Raw genomic sequence first — 16,164 nt, forward strand, 5'->3', positions numbered from 1 at the left:
GGATGGCGGTTTTTGGAAAGAACATGGTAATATGATTGTGTAACCGGATAGAACATAGCTATTTGCGTATTACAAGATGAATGGCAGACTTAGGGGGAATCATGGAACAGATACAGGAGGAAACGATCCTTGCGCTGTTAATAGACAAACCGGCAGAGGGAATTCGTATACTGACCGCACAATACGGTGGTCTGGTGTATTCGATCACGTGGCGCCGTTTGCAGGGATGTCTTCGTAAAGAGGATATTGAAGAATGTGTCAGCGATGTTTTTTTTGAATTATATCGCTGCAGAGACAAGATCGATCTGTCGAAAGGTTCGCTAAAGACTTTTTTGCTGACGATCGCCGAGAGGCAGGCAATTAAGTATTACGAGCGCAAGACAGACAAATTTGATAAAATTTCGCTGCAAGAACAGTTGGAAAAAGGGGAAGAACCCTTGTCGGATCACAATGTGGAACAGCAAACGATACAGAAAGAGGAGAGTCGCCTTTTGATCGAGGCGATAAAGGGCTTGGGGGAGCCGACGGCGAGCATTGTGATCCAGAAGTATTATTATGGAATGACAGCAAAAGAAATCGGGCAGCGGGCAGGATTATCCAAAAATGCAGTAGAGAAACGATTGAAACGTGGATTAGAAAAGTTAAAGACGGTGCTGCAGAGTGAACATGATCAGTTGGCATAGCAACAACTGCAGATGGACATAAGAATGGAGGAGATCATTATGAAGATTCATACAAAGCGTAGAAAAGCTAACAACAATGAGCCGTGGATCGGAGAATTACTGGATGAAGTAAGTGAGGACAAATTGTTGGAAATGAGTGCGATCCCGACGGATATTCCGTTACCGCTTCCAAATCAGGAAAAATTAGCCCGAACGGTTATCGATAAAGCAGATGTTTTTGATGAGCAAGAGAGAGAACGTCGCAAACAATATGAAAAGGCATACTGCCGCAAACAGTTCTTGCGGGCAACCCTGATCGTCGGCGTTATCGTGTGCGCATTTATTGCGTTGTATTTAGGTGGCGTATTCGACAATGTTTTGCTGGATCACTACAATTATCGATTAGAATCGATGGTCGTGCAAAATTGTGAGAGTGAGGAGCAGGGTGCACAGGTTGATGTCGATAAGTTGATCCAAGCAGGATTTTTTGGCGATGCGGGAGTGACTGGAAAACAAACGAAAGACCTGGCGGACGAGGACAAATTAGAGAACACAGCGTATAAAGTCGCAGAAGATTATTGCAAACGCATGAGCAATGACTATGCCATTGATGACTGCAAGGTAGTCAGATTATTTGACTACAAGGATACATCGGATCCTGCCGTGACGAAAGAGGGAGGCAGTGTGAAAATGTGCGAAATTGTAGCAACTTTTATGAAAATAGACAGAACCGGCAAATTGGCTGAGCAGGCAAGCCAGCCATTAACGCCATTGAAATATGGGCAGTCGAATCCGTGGTCATTATCGGATTATTTGACGAAAGATCTCGAACAGGTGATACCAAGTGACCGGTTGACGAAAAAGCAAGCAAGTGTCGTCTTTTTGATCGCCCTTGACGATTAGCCGGTCGAAAGGTTGGGCGGATTCTTCATCTTGACAGAATGTGGGAAACATGACAAAATATATATTTAACATGTTTCAACATGTTGCGAGTAAAATGTCAGCGGCATAGTTGACGTTTGGATCGTGCAAAGCAAGAATGGAGGATTGACAATGAGGGTAAAGAAAAGCAGCAATTGGAAGTACGTGGTAATGATGATGCTTGCTATGGTGTTATCGTGTAGTGCTATGACAGCAGTAACACAGGCAGCAACCACACACACAGCAAGTGCTACAACAGACAGAAAAGACGGGGTATGTACGTATACGGTAAAGGGTCTTGATCCATCCAGAGAATCTGAATTTACGATGGAATTAAGAAGATCAGACAATAAACAGACGATGATCAAGAAGCAGATTAGGATCAGCGAGGATAATTGCGTGAATGGCACCTATGAAGGAAACATCACACTCGCAGATGCAAAATACATTTGCACCAGCTATTCTGTTCATATTTTGGTAGGAACAGAAGATATTAAAGCAGGTGTATGTGATTTTTCCATTCATCGCAGCAGAATGCGTATGCTGATCACCGGCAAGTCAACAGACAGTGCAAGAACTTTTCAGCTTGTGTCAACAGAGCCGGAAGGCGGTGTACTCGCACCCGGCAGCGGCAACAAAGTGAAAGTGTATGCTTGGCAGAAAAATAAATCCGAAAGCACGGCGAAGGAAATCGGTGGAGCTAAGAATTTAGCCGGCTCTTCCCTGAAGTGGACGGAGAAGATTTCTAAGGCAGGCAGTGCTTATGGAACGTGGTGTGCCAAGATCGTGCTGGAAAATGAAAATTGGTCACAGGGCATTACGGTAGCACAGTCTGAATACAAGGTAGAACCGTTGTCAGGTACATTGACAGTGCAAAAGAGTGCTTCTTTGGAGAAGAAAAAATCTTTTAAGATCGTTTTGAGTGGTTTTCAAAGTGTATCGGATGTGAAACAGATTTCTTTCCCAATTTATAATAGCGCCGGAAAGAAAGTATATACCGCTAAGGCAAGCAAATCCGGCAAGAAATATGTTGCCACGGTTAAATTAAAGAAGTTAAAAAATAAACTGGGTCTCTATACAGTAAAAGCAGTTTACAAAAATACAGGCAATGTGTCCAGGATGCTGACTTGTACTGCATTGGCAGACGAACGTGCCAAGGGTGGTAAATTCAAGATCAAAGTTCGCAAGGATGCATCTTCAAAATTTACATTATCCGGAGCATATTTGCCGGGTAATATTAAGAAAGTGACATTTGTAGTATACAAAAATGGCAAGAAGAAACAGGGCACCTACAAGGCAGTTCTTGCTTCTAAGAAATACAGTGCGGTAGTCAAGAGCAAGAGTACTGGAAAATATGTTGCCTATGCCTATGGCTATACTGCTTGGGGCAAAAAAATACTGTTAAACAAGAAGTCCTATAGCATTGGCAAGAAACATATGGGAAAACAGGGATGGCGTTATGAAAAATATAACGGAAAGACGTATAAATTTTACTATATTAACAATGAACGCCAGACAAATCTGACCAAGATCTTGAAACTGAAAAAAGGAAGCGGTCGTTATACGATCGAATTAAATCGTGCGGCTGGAGTTGTGACGGTATATATGTACGATACCAAAACGAAATCTTATGATATTCCTGTGCAGGCATTTTCGGTATCCGTTGGTAGAGATGTATCAACGAATGCAGGACCGGGAGCACTGGCGTTACATTCTTCGTATACACCGTTAGGAAACTTTAGCGTATGCAGTAATGGGCAGGCGGTGCGTTACACCTTAAAGCCGATGCATGAGCCGGACGGAAGTACCGTATATGCAAGATGGGCAGTACACATTGTCGGAAATGTTTATTTTCATGCAATCGCAGTGGGAGGACAGTCCCATTATTCCTTAAATCCAAACACATACAACCGCCTTGGATCACCGGCGTCTGCAGGATGTATCCGTATGACAGTTGCCGATGCAAAATGGCTGTATGACTATGTGCCGACCGGAACACCGATCAAGATCAAGCAGGGGAACAGCAAGAAGCCTGGACCGCTTGGTAAGCCGGCAACGATCAAAGTGACAGGAAGTATTCACTATGATCCAACCGACCCGGAAGTGCCAAATTCCCGCAAAAAAGCGGATTACAAGGCAAATAGGATCAGCGGTTATATGACAAAGAGCGGCAAAAAGGTAGGCTATTAATGTGAGGGTGCAAGGACTTAGAACAGATCACAGCTTAGTGATCTGTGGCATCTTTGAAACATAGGATTCAGAAAGGAAACATACCATGAAGACAAAACAAATGGTTGGTATTTTGGTGACAGGTGCAGTGATCATTGCTGTAGGTGTGACCGGTGTAGTTTCAAATATTGTGAAGAGCAAGTTTACACAAAGTAAGAAGAGTGATGTGTCAAGCGTAGTAAACAATCTGATGGGAGAAGCCTCGGTGTCTTTGCCAACGGAAGATTTCATCGGTGTGATCAATATTGAGGGCGAGATTGGGCCGACAGAGACAAATGCTTGGAAGGCAAGCACAGGTTACAATCATGATCTGTACATGAAATACATTGACAAAATGATTAAGAGCAGCAGCAACAAAGGGATCATGCTTTATGTAGATAGTCCGGGAGGAACGGTATACGAGAGTGATGAGTTGTATTTGAAGTTGGAAGAATATAAGGAGAAAACAAAGCGGCCGATCTGGGCGTATTTTGCGCAGGAGGCGTGCTCCGGTGGATATTATATTTCCATGGCAGCAGATACGATTTATGCAAACCGCAATTGCTGGACCGGATCGATCGGTGTCATTGTATCACTGACGAATTACAAAGGTCTTTATGATAAGTTGGGGATCAAGGAAATTGACATTACCAGTGGACCTAATAAAGCAATGGGATCCGGCGGATTGGATATGACGAACGAGCAGAAACAGATCATGCAGGGATTAGTGGATGAAGCGTATGATCAGTTTGTAAGCATTGTCAGTGAAGGTCGTGGCATAAACGATGCCGATGTGCGCAAGATTGCGGATGGACGCATTTACACTGCGAAACAGGCAAAGGAAAATGGTCTGGTCGACGAGGTTGGTTCTTATGAAGAGGAGAAGCAGGATTTTATCCAGACGAATGATTTCGACAAGAACATTACGTTTTATGAGCCGGATAACGATATGAATTCGTTGGTAAGCAGTCTGTTCCAGGCAGCCGAAGACGTAACACCAAAGTCTGATGCACAGATCGTGAAAGACATGATCGACACAAAAGGAAAAGGAGTGCTGAAATATTATGCAGAATAATACGGAGAATCAGGTATATGCCGGATTTTTCGTACGTCTGGCAGCTTATATCATTGATTGGATCATCGTAGGATGCGTATTGCTCGTCGTTAAGTTCCCGCTATGGATCGCGACAGTAGCAAGTCCGGACAATTTTATCGTGAAAGATTTTATTTTTTCATATTCGGTCAAGGATATTGTACTATATCTGCTCGGTGTGTTGTATTTTATCCTGCTCACCTATTTCACAGGAGCAACATTGGGAAAACGTGCAATGCGTTTGCGGGTTGTCAGCAGTGAGCAGCGCAAGATGACATTATTCGAGGTGGCTTATCGGGAGACGGTTGGAAGATTTTTGTCTAAGATCATTATCTTTATCGGGTATTTTATGATCGGACCGGATCACGAAAAACGTGCACTGCATGATCGGCTGGCGGATACGAGAGTCGTATATTACCATGTGCGTGAGGTCGAGATCCCACCAACGGTTGTTTATCGCGAAAGCGCACCGATTTACTCCAATGGTCCGATGCAGGGTCAGATGGTCAATGAGCAAAAATCTGATTTTTGAAATTAAAAAGTGAATATTAATATAACAGAAAGAAGCTATCGCTCATTTGCGATAGCTTCTTTCGTATATTTTCCTGCATATTGGCAACACTAGCAATAGAAAGTCAAACTTGCACAACCTGCGATAGTGACTATTCCCATAATACTTTATTATGTGTCATGATAAGCAAATGTTTTGCAGCCAATACACTAACTTGTTCTGCTGTAAGAGAACTAAGACAATTGCTGCAGTTGCAAGTTTTTGCTGTGATTTCTTGTTTTGTAATGTCTCTGATGAATACATGCCTGTAGGAGTGTTTGAGATGTCCCGTTTTAGCAAGGTATCATCCATTTTTGGACGGGACGCTTTCGCTACGATGCGCTACGTCACGTTACTTAATGTCTCTGAAATACGAGACATAAGTAACGACGAGCGCAAAGTCCCTTTCAAAAATGATGATTACCTTGCTTGCGGGACTTCGAGTTCTCCGCAAGGCATGTAAATCATACATCAGAGACGACAAAACTTAGAAATCACTGTAAAAACAAATTGCACCAAGCAATTGCTATAGTTCTCTTACAGCAGAATTCGCAGCACAAAGGCTGCAAAACAATACATTAAAATACGCACATAATAAAGTATTATGGGAATGTGCAGATTTCGGTTGTGGAAGTTTGGAAAATAAAGCGGCAAAGACTACAGAGAGGTGCTGTAGTTACAAGTCAGAATGGAGGAAAAGATGTTTGAAGAGAAGGAATCCATGTGGAAGAAAAAAGGATTTTATGTATCGGTGTGTACTGCGTTAGTGTGCCTGTTGGCGATCGGAACAACATACTATCGAATGAATAATGATCCGCAGGATGGCGGCTTTATGAAAGCAGAGGTAGAGTCCTCAGATGCACCGGAAGACAGTATGCAGCCTGTGGGAAATTCTAAGGATCAGTCGATTGCAGACAAAAATAAGGCAACAATAGCACCGTCGATCCCAAGTGATACGCCACAGCCAAAGGCGACGAAAAAACCGCAGAAAAAAAATACCGCAAACAACGAAAAGACTGCAGCAAAGTCTGGTAGATCAAGAAAAGCAGCTGCTAAGGATACAACGGTAGCCTCCCAAAAAGACGAGAAGCACTTTGCCTTTAATGAAGAAAAGGGATTGAGCTGGCCCGTCAAGGGTAAGGTATTGATGAAGTTTAGCATGACAGATGCCGTATATTTTAAGACATTAGCACAGTATCGCTGTAATCCGGCATTGATCATCGGCGGCAAAGTCGGACAGAACGTTAAAACCGCAGCGGCCGGTGAAGTCTTGTCGGTTAGTAAGAACGATGAAACAGGCAAAACTGTGACAATGAACATCGGCAATGGATACACGCTCACATATGGGCAGCTCAAGGCAGTATCCGTCAAAGAAGGCGATGAATTAAAAGCGGGAGAAACCATTGGAAAACTTGCGGCACCAAGTACAGCGTATACGGAAGAAGGGTGTAATCTGTATTTTAAGGTAGAGCAGAATGGAACAGCGGTTGATCCTCTTCTTCTATTAGATTAATACAAAACTCCATCATGCCTGTAACGCATGGTGGATACATAATAATAAACTCAAACTTCCCATACCTCAAATCCTTCACAACCGCATATTGCTTATTTTGTTAAGTCTCTGATGATTACCTTGCTTCCGGGACTTTGAGTTTCCGAAGGGCATGTAAATCAATCAGCAGAGACAACAAAATCTAGAAATCACCAAAAACGTAAATGCGGCAAGGCAATTACTATAGTTCTCTGTCGGCAGAAACCACGATGTTGTGGCTGCAAAATTCTTAGTATTCTTTGACATAATAAGCAATATGTGGTTTTGAAATAACTTCCGGTATGGGAAGTATAAGTAATAAAATATATTGTTGGTATAGTGAAAAAATGTTAGAATATACTTGGAAAGATGAAAAAGCATTTGAAACGGAGGTATTTATGCAGTACAGAATCGTAGGAAACACTATGCCGGCAGTGGAAATTTTGTTTGATCAGGCCGGAGAGTCAATGTACACACAGTCAGGTGGAATGGTTTGGCAGTCTGACGGGATTGAAATGAGCACGAGCACCAACGGTGGAATTATGAAGGGTGTTGGAAGAATGTTTGCCGGTGAGTCCATGTTTATGGCGAGATACACAGCGCAGGCACCGGGCACAACCATTGCTTTTGCATCAACCGTAGCCGGTGAGATCATGCCTATCAACGTTGGCGAGACAGGTGGAATGGTATGCCAGAAAGGTGCATTCCTTTGTGCAGAACCGGGAGTAAATTTAAATGTCGCATTTACGAAAAAGTTTTCTGCCGGTTTGTTTGGCGGTGAGGGCTTTATTTTGCAGGATCTGTCCGGTGTCGGTATGGCATTTTTGGAGATCGATGGTGACAAAGTCATTAAAGATCTGCAGCCGGGAGAGGTGCTTAAAGTAGACACAGGTAATGTTGTGGCGTTTGAGCGTTCTGTCAGCTACGAGATTGAGACAGTCAAAGGTCTTAAAAATATTTTCTTAGGTGGCGAAGGTCTTTTCCTGACCAGGTTAGTAGGTCCGGGACGTGTTATTTTGCAGACGCAGAATATTAACGAATTCGCTGGACGTATTGCTAGGATGATTCCTAGCAAATAATCAAAGACAGAGAGAAAATCAGTTGATTGCCAGAACACTGATTATGGTGAGACTGATCTCCAGGCAGGAGTATCTTTGTCGGATGATAGGATTTTTAACAGCAGGGAACGAAATGTTGCCTGCTGTTTGTGTCTCATAATGTTGACAGAAAATTTTGCAGTCTATATACTGGTAAAAGTGAATTCAATTTAGTCAAAATGCAGAAGTTTGACCAAGTTGAAGAGTGGGTGAGGTAATTAAAAGTGAGAATCATTGATTATAAGGAGAATTGGCAAAAGCTTCTTAGCCCGGATATAGTCAAACAGTTGACCTTGATTCACGAGTTTAAGGGAGAGCAAAGATTGTTTATTGAAGCTCATAGAGATGAACTAAATGAGCTGGTCGAATTGGCTAAGATCCAAAGTACAGAGGCTTCTAATAGAATTGAGGGCATCTTTACTTCGGAGGATCGATTGAAAAATCTGGTTCTTGAAAAGACGACTCCTGCGAGCAGAAATGAGTCTGAGATTGGATGATCCAAACAGCACACCATCCGGTACGATGCAAGCGCACCTGCCACCCACCTTCAACATACGAAGAAAAGCTCATAAGAATATTCGTAAAGAAATTGTAGAGAAAAATCGATTGGAAGCGGTCATTTCTATGCCATCCGGAGTTTTTTAGCCATATGCAGGAGTGTCCACAGCCATTTTGATTTTTACAAAAACCGGGCACGGTGGAACGGACAAAGTCTGGTTTTACGATATGGAGGCAGATGGGCGTTCTCTTGATGACAAAAGGACACCGGTAGATGAAAACGATATTCCTGATATTATTCACAGGTTTAAAAATCTGGATCAAGAAGAGGAAAGAAGCAAAACAGACAAATCCTTCTTTGTTGAAAAAGAAGAAATCGTTAGCAATGATTATGATTTATCCATCAATAAATACAAAGAGGTGGAATATATACCAGTCGAATACCCTCCAACAGAGGAGATTATGGCTGAAATAATGAAGCTGGATGAACAGGCTACTAAGGAACTTTTAGAATTAAAGGAAATGTTAGAAAAATAGGAAAGGAAAAACAAATTCGGATTCGCAGAACTGATTAAAAAAGAATATATGTTTGACATATGAGCGGTTAGATGTTAGTATACTGATAAAGAAGGTGCTACCGATAGACGGTTAGCCTGATATGTTTTAGTCAAAATGACCGCTTAGTTTACCAGGGCTTGGCGGTCATTTTTGTGTTTTATCATTGCCCTTAGAACCAACGGTATAACCAAGAGCATAGCATGTAAGACATAAGCTGACGATGGCTATAAATAAGTCCGTTGTAAGCATAGGCACAAAACCTCCTCATTAGATTTCCTGAAAGGATTTCTATGTCAACACAAGGCTATAACTCCTGTGGAGAAGGCTAACCGCCTACCGAATAGGGTAGCACCAAGAATATTATAGCAAACATATGTCTAAAAAGCAACTATAGTGCAAATGAATTTGTGGTATGATAACAAGATGATATTTGGTGATGTTTTAGAGATAAAAAATGGGAAAAATCAGAAGGCTGTTGAAAATCCCAAAGGGGCATATCCTATCTATGGAAGTGGCGGGATAATGGGGTATGCAGACGACTATATTTGCAAAGCGGATACGGTTGTTATAGGAAGAAAAGGAAGCATTAACAATCCAATTTATGTCGAAGAACCTTTTTGGAATGTTGATACAGCTTTTGGATTAGAGGCTAGGCAAGATGTATTAAAGCCTCGGTATTTATATTATTTTTGCAAAAAGTTTGATTTTGAGAGATTGAATAAAGCTGTTACAATTCCAAGTTTAACAAAGTCGGATTTGCTTAAGATTAAAATTAATTTACCTGACATAGATCAACAGCAGGTTGTTATTGATAAGCTGATGAAGATTGAGAATGATTAGCAGATATGATCTACAAGCAGTTTGATTGCATGGCAGACTATCTTTCATGGGATATGCTTTTCTAGAAATCTTATTCCGCTAATGGCAGAGATGAACTGTCGCAGAACTCAGATGCCATGAAGGAATTAGAGGAATTGGGAAAGACACTGTAAGAGATGTAGCAAAGGGAATGCTTTCAAAGCACTCCCCTTGTTTGTCAATAAATATTATTTTTGAAAATTAATCCTTAAAAAATCCACAACTTTTACATCTGCTACCGAATGTTGTCGCACCACATCTTGGACATTCCCAACTGGACTGATCAATAACATCTGTACTCCAGCTACCATAATTAGGAGTATTTTGCTGGGAAACATTGGTAGCGACAGGCGGATTGCTTAGTGTTGCCTGTCGGGGCACAAAACCTGTATTTACCGACTGTGATTCCAAATTACGCATTATCATATCCAGTTTGTTTTCTTGTTCCTTTAATGTGCCATAGAGCATAACTTGGTTATCGATGATAGACCAAAGTGCATGGTGGATGGCTGAAAATACTGCTGCTACAGCAATAAAAGTAAGCCATATTTGGCTTGCAAACGTAATGTCTTGCGCAATGAAACAGAAAGGTTCATAATGAACTTGATTGCAAAGAGAAAGGGGTAATTTTGTGGTGATAGATAGAGAACGAGTAAAGCAGGCGTTCCAAGAGTATACAGGCAGGTATGATATACACGATGAAAAAATCCGATTAAAAGTGGAACATACCTATCGAGTGGCAGATATCAGTGAACAGATTGCTGAAAAATTAGGACTTTCGGAGGAAGATATTGCATTGGCATGGCTGATCGGAATGTTACATGATATCGGACGGTTTGAACAACTTCGCCGTTTTCATACTTTTGTAGACAGTCAATCGATCGATCATGCACATTTTGGTGTGGAATTGTTATTTCAGGACGGATTATTGGCACGCTTTGTGGATAACTCTGGTGAAAATGAAGAGCTGATCAAGAAGGCGATTTACTGGCACAGTGCTTTTCGGATCGATCCGCAGTTGAATGATCGTGAAATGTTGTTTGCAAAGGTGATTCGGGATGCAGACAAGATTGATATCCTAAAGGTTGCTACGGATTTTCCGCTGGAAGAAATCTATAATGTGGCAACGGAACAGATCCACGCACACCTCATCACGGAAGAAGTCATGCAGCAGTTTCGACAGAAACAGGCGATTTTTAGAGACACGAAAAAAGTGCCGATTGATAATTTGGCAGGTCATATTGCTTTGGTTTTTGAATTGGAGTTTCCGCAAAGCTATGAAATTGTCAAGGAACAGGGCTATTTGGATCGATTGTTAGCGTTCCAAAGTCCAAACGAGGGACTTATGCTGCAATTTCAGGAAATGAGACAGATCATGCAGGAACATTTACAGGCGATGGCGGAAAAAAATCGGCAGACTGTGTGATCCTGGCTTTTGCAGGGGCGAGTTAGCAGTATGGCGTATAAGGAAAAAAAGATTCATACTTTTTTCATAAAGATTTGTTATACTTCTATTCTAATCCTTGGTGATTGCTGTCGGAAAAATGCAAGAGATACTATTGCCACTGTGGTGAAGAACTTGATTAAGGAGAATGACTTTTGTCGATCCAATAGGAAAATTTAGGTGGATTGTGGGAAGGGGGGATTTTTATGGAGGAAAACCAAAGTGCCTATTATGGACAGTATTATATACCGCTGCAGAATCTGGAACAGGAGATATTGCAATGGTTGCGAAAGTTGGTAGATGCCTATGCGAAACAAGCTGGGGAGACACCTGTAGAACATATTCGAAGTCGTATTAAGACGGCAGAGGGGATGCAGGAAAAGTTACATAAAAAAGGATTTGAGACAACGGCCGATTCTGCACTTGCTAATGTTTCCGACATTGTGGGATTTCGCTTAGTGACACATTTTGTGGGAGAGGTGTACGATATAGTCGAGCGCATGAAACAGGATGGCACGTTCCGCATAGTCAAAGAAAAGGATTATATTGCAAATCCTAAGCCAAATGGCTATCGTAGTTATCACGTGATCTTGGAATGTCCGTTTTCGGAAGCGGAAAGCGGCACGATTCGAGTAGAGGTACAGCTTCGAACGATTGCGATGGATTGCTGGGCAAGCCTGGAGCATGAAATGAAGTACAAGAAACACATTGATAATGTGGAATTGATCGAGAGAGAGCTGAAGCGCTGTGCCGGAGAAATGGCGTCCACAGACTTGACGATGCAGACATTGCGGGACATGATACGCAAAGGCTAGTATGTACGGATATTGTGCAAAGACAGGTATGTATGGCTGTTGCGCAAAGGCAGGTATGTACGGATATTGTGCAAAGACAGGTATGTATGGCTGTTGCGCAAAGGCAGGTATGTACGGCTGTTGCGCAAAGACAGGAATGTATGGTTATTACGCAAAGACTAGCATACATGATATATTTGCATGGGAATCTATGCAGAAACGAGGATAAGGATATGAGCACAAAAGGAAAAATATTATACGCGGAAGATGAGTTGGGATTGTCGATGGCAGTTTCGGAGATCCTTAAGATGGAAGGATTTGAGGTGACGGCCGTGATGGACGGGCTGGCAGCAGACGAGGTACTGCAAAAAGAGCACTTTGATATTGCTATACTTGACATTATGATGCCCGGTATGGAAGGGACGGAAGTGGCTAGAAATATGCGCGACCGAGAAGATTATACGCCGGTTTTGCTGCTGACTGCCAAAGCAGAGACCGAAGATCGTATCGAGGGACTGAATATGGGCGCTGACGATTATCTCGCCAAGCCGTTTGCAATGGGCGAACTCGTTGCGAGGGTGAAAGCAATGGTGCGCCGTAATAAGGAGTATCAGCAGACGGTATTGAATCTTGCCAACGTAACACTTGACTTGGAGAGCAATGAACTGTCCGCAAAATCCGGCAGTTTGATATTGAGCGTCAAAGAAGCAAAGCTCCTTGCTTTATTTTTGGAAAAGGAAAATGTCAGTTATTCCAAAGAAGAAATTGTAAAACGAGTATTTCCGGGAGAAGTTGACACGGAAGAAATTGCACTATATATTGCCTATATCAACAATAAATTGGTGCAGATCCATGGCAATCTGCAGTTGGTGCAAGAGGAAGAAATCATACAGCTTCGTAAGACTGCATAGAAGCTAACCATAAATAGATTGTAGTAGGAAGGAGTGGCTGGACTTATGAAAAAAATGCGCTTGAAAATGATCGGGATTGTTTTTGCGTCTGTGGTCGCTGCATTTATGGTTATGACGATCATTCTAGTTATGTGTTTTGGAGCATATCGGAATCGTCAGGCGGACCAGATCACAGCGATGATCAGTGAAAATAATGGTACCGTCCCACAATTAAAAGATTACAAACAGCAGCAAAAAAACAGTCAGTCCTTTGAAAGATATTTTAACAATTATAATGAGGATTCGGCTTATCGCACTCGATTTTTCCGGATTTTTTTGGATGAAGACAAAAAAGTGACCAACGTAAATATGGATCACATTGCGGCGGTTGATGAGAAAAAGGCAGTTCGAATGACTAAGATGGCGATGCTTCGCAGGAGAAAGGTAGGTCTGGTAGGCAGCTATCGTTACCGCAAAGAGTATAAAGATGGTCAAGTGCGTTCCATTATCTTTCTGGACTGCAAAGAAAATCAGAGCTTTTATCACTTGGCAGTGACGATCACCATCACGGTATCAACACTACTCACCTGTTTGATCACGGTTATTTTTGCCATCGCTTCCAAACGCGCAGTTCGTCCGTTTGAAATCAATTCCAACCGGCAAAAACAGTTTATCACCGATGCCAGCCATGAACTCAAAACACCGCTTGCCATTATTTCAGCAAATGCGGAGGTACTGCAGTACAAAGGTGATGGAAATGAATGGACGCAAAATATTATTGATCAGACCAAACATATGGGAAAGCTTATCAATCAACTGCTCGTTCTCGCAAAGTTAGATGAGGTTCAAGAAAAGAGTGAAAAACAAGAAGCAGATCTTAAGCTGCTATTAGAAGAAACAACCAGGCCATTTGAAGAAGTTGCAACACAAAAGAAGGTAACATTAAAGCTGCACCTGGAAGAGGGGGTTACGATTCGCGTGAATCGTGAACAGATTGCACAGTTGGTATCCATTCTTACCGAAAATGCTGCGAAATATGTCAATGACGGGGGCAAGATCGTATGGCGTCTTACTAAAACACAACATGGTGCGGTATTAGTTGTGAAAAATACTACCGAAAAAGAGCTTCCGGATACTAAGCGGATGTTTGACCGATTTTATCGCAGTGACAGTTCCAGATCTTCCAAAACCGGAGGGCAGGGTATTGGTCTGTCCATTGCAAAAAAAATCGTCGATAGTCATAAGGGATCTATTACTGCAAAAGCGGGAGATGGCATGGTGACTTTCCGTGTCAGTTTGCCGAAATAAACGAATTAAGCTCACTCTTGTAACCAATTCGAAAATAATGTATGATAGAATCATATTGTTAAAACACAAGGAGGTACTACATTGAATAAGGAATTAGTCATCGTGCTGGACTTTGGCGGACAGTATAATCAGTTGGTCGCACGAAGAGTCAGAGAATGTAATGTATATTGCGAGATTTATTCTTACAAAACTGATATAGAAAAGATCAAGGCGATGAATCCGAAAGGAATCATCTTAACAGGTGGACCGAATAGCTGCTATGAAGAGGGTGCCCCTACTTATTCTAAAGAACTTTTTGAACTGGGAATCCCAGTGTTGGGACTTTGCTATGGTGCTCAGTTAATGCAGCATGTTCTTGGTGGTAAAGTCGAGAAAGCACCTGTGCGCGAATACGGCAAAACAGACGTGGCTGTTAATACGGAAGTTCCTTTGTTTAAGGGGATTCATGAAAACACCGTGTGCTGGATGAGCCATTTTGATTATATTTCAAAAGTTGCTCCAGGTTTTGAAATCATTGCACATACAGCAGACTGCCCGGTAGCGGCAGCTCAAAATACAGCAAGTAATCTTTATGCGATTCAGTTCCATCCGGAAGTGCTTCATACACAGCAGGGAACAGAAATGCTGTACAACTTTGTACGCGGCATTTGCGGCTGTGCGGGTACTTGGCGTATGGACTCCTTCGTAGAAGAGCAGGTCAAGCTGATCCGCGAAAAAGTTGGCGACGGCAAAGTGCTTTTGGCATTGTCCGGTGGTGTAGATTCCTCTGTTGCAGCAGGTCTGCTCTCCAAGGCGATTGGTAAACAGCTTACTTGTGTATTTGTAGATCACGGACTTCTTCGTAAAAACGAAGGCGACGAGGTTGAGCAGGTATTTGGACCGGCAGGAGACTTCGATCTTAACTTTATCCGTGTCAATGCACAGGATCGTTACTATAGCAAACTGGCAGGAGTTACCGAGCCGGAGCATAAGCGCAAAATCATTGGCGAAGAATTTATCCGCGTCTTTGAGGAAGAAGCAAAGAAGATCGGTGCGGTAGACTTCTTGGCGCAGGGAACTATTTACCCCGATGTTGTAGAATCCGGTCTTGGCGGTGAATCCGCTGTCATCAAGAGCCACCACAATGTAGGTGGATTACCGGACTTCGTAGATTTCAAGGAAATCATCGAGCCTTTGCGTGATCTGTTCAAAGATGAAGTGCGTAAAGCTGGTCTGGAACTTGGTATTCCGGAAAAACTCGTATTCCGTCAGCCATTCCCAGGTCCGGGACTTGGCATTCGTATCATCGGCGAGGTAAACGCTGATAAAGTTCGCATCGTACAGGACGCTGACTTCATCTATCGTGAAGAAGTGGACAAGGCTGCAGAAGCCTACAAAAACGAACACGGCAAAGAAGCACCTTGGATGCCAAACCAGTACTTCGCAGCACTCACCAACATGCGAAGCGTTGGTGTCATGGGCGACGAAAGAACCTATGACTATGCGGTTGCCCTGCGTGCAGTACAGACCATCGATTTCATGACGGCAGAAAGCGCACAGATTCCATTTGAGGTGCTGCAGACAGTCATGACGCGAATTATTAATGAGGTGAAAGGCGTAAATCGTATCTTTTATGATCTGACGAGCAAGCCGCCTGGAACGATAGAGTTTGAATAGCTCTCGGTTTCTCGGGAAACCCCTATTTATGGGGATTCCCGGACTTTTGTTTTTTCTCTGCTACTAATTTGCTACTAAACACTTTTTATTGCAAAC

Annotated in this window: 15 protein-coding genes and 2 pseudogenes; all 17 read left to right on the forward strand. The window is 42.5% G+C overall.

Annotation, left to right across the window (positions count from 1 at the left end; genetic code table 11):
• Positions 1–101 precede the first annotated feature (101 nt).
• The gene (locus ACSAJE_RS10895) at positions 102–683 is read left to right on the forward strand and encodes an RNA polymerase sigma factor (RefSeq protein WP_458009057.1); all 582 of its coding nucleotides are present in this window, start codon (positions 102–104) and stop codon (positions 681–683) included.
• 39 nt (positions 684–722) lie between these two features.
• Positions 723–1,565, forward strand: coding sequence for a hypothetical protein (locus tag ACSAJE_RS10900; RefSeq protein ID WP_458009058.1), 843 nt, complete (start codon positions 723–725; stop codon positions 1,563–1,565).
• 150 nt (positions 1,566–1,715) lie between these two features.
• A complete protein-coding gene (locus ACSAJE_RS10905) occupies positions 1,716–3,773 on the forward strand; it encodes a L,D-transpeptidase (protein ID WP_458009059.1) in 2,058 nt (685 codons plus the stop codon).
• An 85-nt stretch (positions 3,774–3,858) separates the two neighbouring features.
• Positions 3,859–4,866 (forward strand): signal peptide peptidase SppA, encoded by a 1,008-nt coding sequence (gene sppA / locus ACSAJE_RS10910; protein ID WP_022025697.1) that lies wholly within the window; start codon positions 3,859–3,861, stop codon positions 4,864–4,866.
• Positions 4,856–5,416, forward strand: a complete 561-nt coding sequence (locus ACSAJE_RS10915; protein WP_458009060.1) for an RDD family protein — start codon at positions 4,856–4,858, stop codon at positions 5,414–5,416. Before sppA ends, ACSAJE_RS10915 begins: the two co-directional genes overlap by 11 nt.
• 718 nt (positions 5,417–6,134) lie before the next feature.
• Positions 6,135–6,947 carry a peptidoglycan DD-metalloendopeptidase family protein gene (locus ACSAJE_RS10920; protein WP_458009061.1) on the forward strand — a complete coding sequence of 271 codons (813 nt, stop codon included), beginning with the start codon at positions 6,135–6,137 and terminating at the stop codon, positions 6,945–6,947.
• 416 nt (positions 6,948–7,363) lie between these two features.
• Complete coding sequence (locus ACSAJE_RS10925; RefSeq protein WP_118691048.1) at positions 7,364–8,044, forward strand: TIGR00266 family protein; 681 nt, start codon at positions 7,364–7,366, stop codon at positions 8,042–8,044.
• 242 nt (positions 8,045–8,286) lie between these two features.
• Positions 8,287–8,559 (forward strand): hypothetical protein, encoded by a 273-nt coding sequence (locus ACSAJE_RS10930; protein ID WP_458009062.1) that lies wholly within the window; start codon positions 8,287–8,289, stop codon positions 8,557–8,559.
• 64 nt (positions 8,560–8,623) lie between these two features.
• A pseudogene (locus ACSAJE_RS10935) lies at positions 8,624–9,097 on the forward strand (N-6 DNA methylase); the annotation flags it as partial.
• A 444-nt stretch (positions 9,098–9,541) separates the two neighbouring features.
• On the forward strand, positions 9,542–9,958 hold the full coding sequence (locus tag ACSAJE_RS10940; protein ID WP_458009063.1) for a restriction endonuclease subunit S: 417 nt from the start codon (positions 9,542–9,544) through the stop codon (positions 9,956–9,958).
• A gap of 2 nt (positions 9,959–9,960) precedes the next feature.
• Positions 9,961–10,110 (forward strand): annotated as a pseudogene (locus ACSAJE_RS10945) (flavodoxin family protein); the annotation flags it as partial.
• 497 nt (positions 10,111–10,607) lie between these two features.
• Positions 10,608–11,402, forward strand: a complete 795-nt coding sequence (locus tag ACSAJE_RS10950; RefSeq protein ID WP_458009064.1) for an HD domain-containing protein — start codon at positions 10,608–10,610, stop codon at positions 11,400–11,402.
• Positions 11,403–11,626: 224 nt separating this feature from the next.
• Positions 11,627–12,235, forward strand: coding sequence for a GTP pyrophosphokinase (locus ACSAJE_RS10955; RefSeq protein WP_458009065.1), 609 nt, complete (start codon positions 11,627–11,629; stop codon positions 12,233–12,235).
• A 1-nt stretch (position 12,236) separates the two neighbouring features.
• Positions 12,237–12,443 (forward strand): hypothetical protein, encoded by a 207-nt coding sequence (locus ACSAJE_RS10960; protein WP_458009066.1) that lies wholly within the window; start codon positions 12,237–12,239, stop codon positions 12,441–12,443.
• A 4-nt stretch (positions 12,444–12,447) separates the two neighbouring features.
• The gene (locus tag ACSAJE_RS10965) at positions 12,448–13,125 is read left to right on the forward strand and encodes a response regulator transcription factor (RefSeq protein WP_182434263.1); all 678 of its coding nucleotides are present in this window, start codon (positions 12,448–12,450) and stop codon (positions 13,123–13,125) included.
• 45 nt (positions 13,126–13,170) lie between these two features.
• Positions 13,171–14,412, forward strand: coding sequence for a sensor histidine kinase (locus ACSAJE_RS10970; protein ID WP_458009067.1), 1,242 nt, complete (start codon positions 13,171–13,173; stop codon positions 14,410–14,412).
• Positions 14,413–14,493: 81 nt separating this feature from the next.
• Positions 14,494–16,068: a glutamine-hydrolyzing GMP synthase gene (gene guaA, locus ACSAJE_RS10975; RefSeq protein ID WP_022024334.1), complete on the forward strand. Its 1,575-nt coding sequence runs from the start codon at positions 14,494–14,496 to the stop codon at positions 16,066–16,068.
• The last annotated feature ends 96 nt before the right edge of the window (positions 16,069–16,164 follow it).

This window comes from Jutongia sp. SJQ-6, from assembly GCF_054161275.1.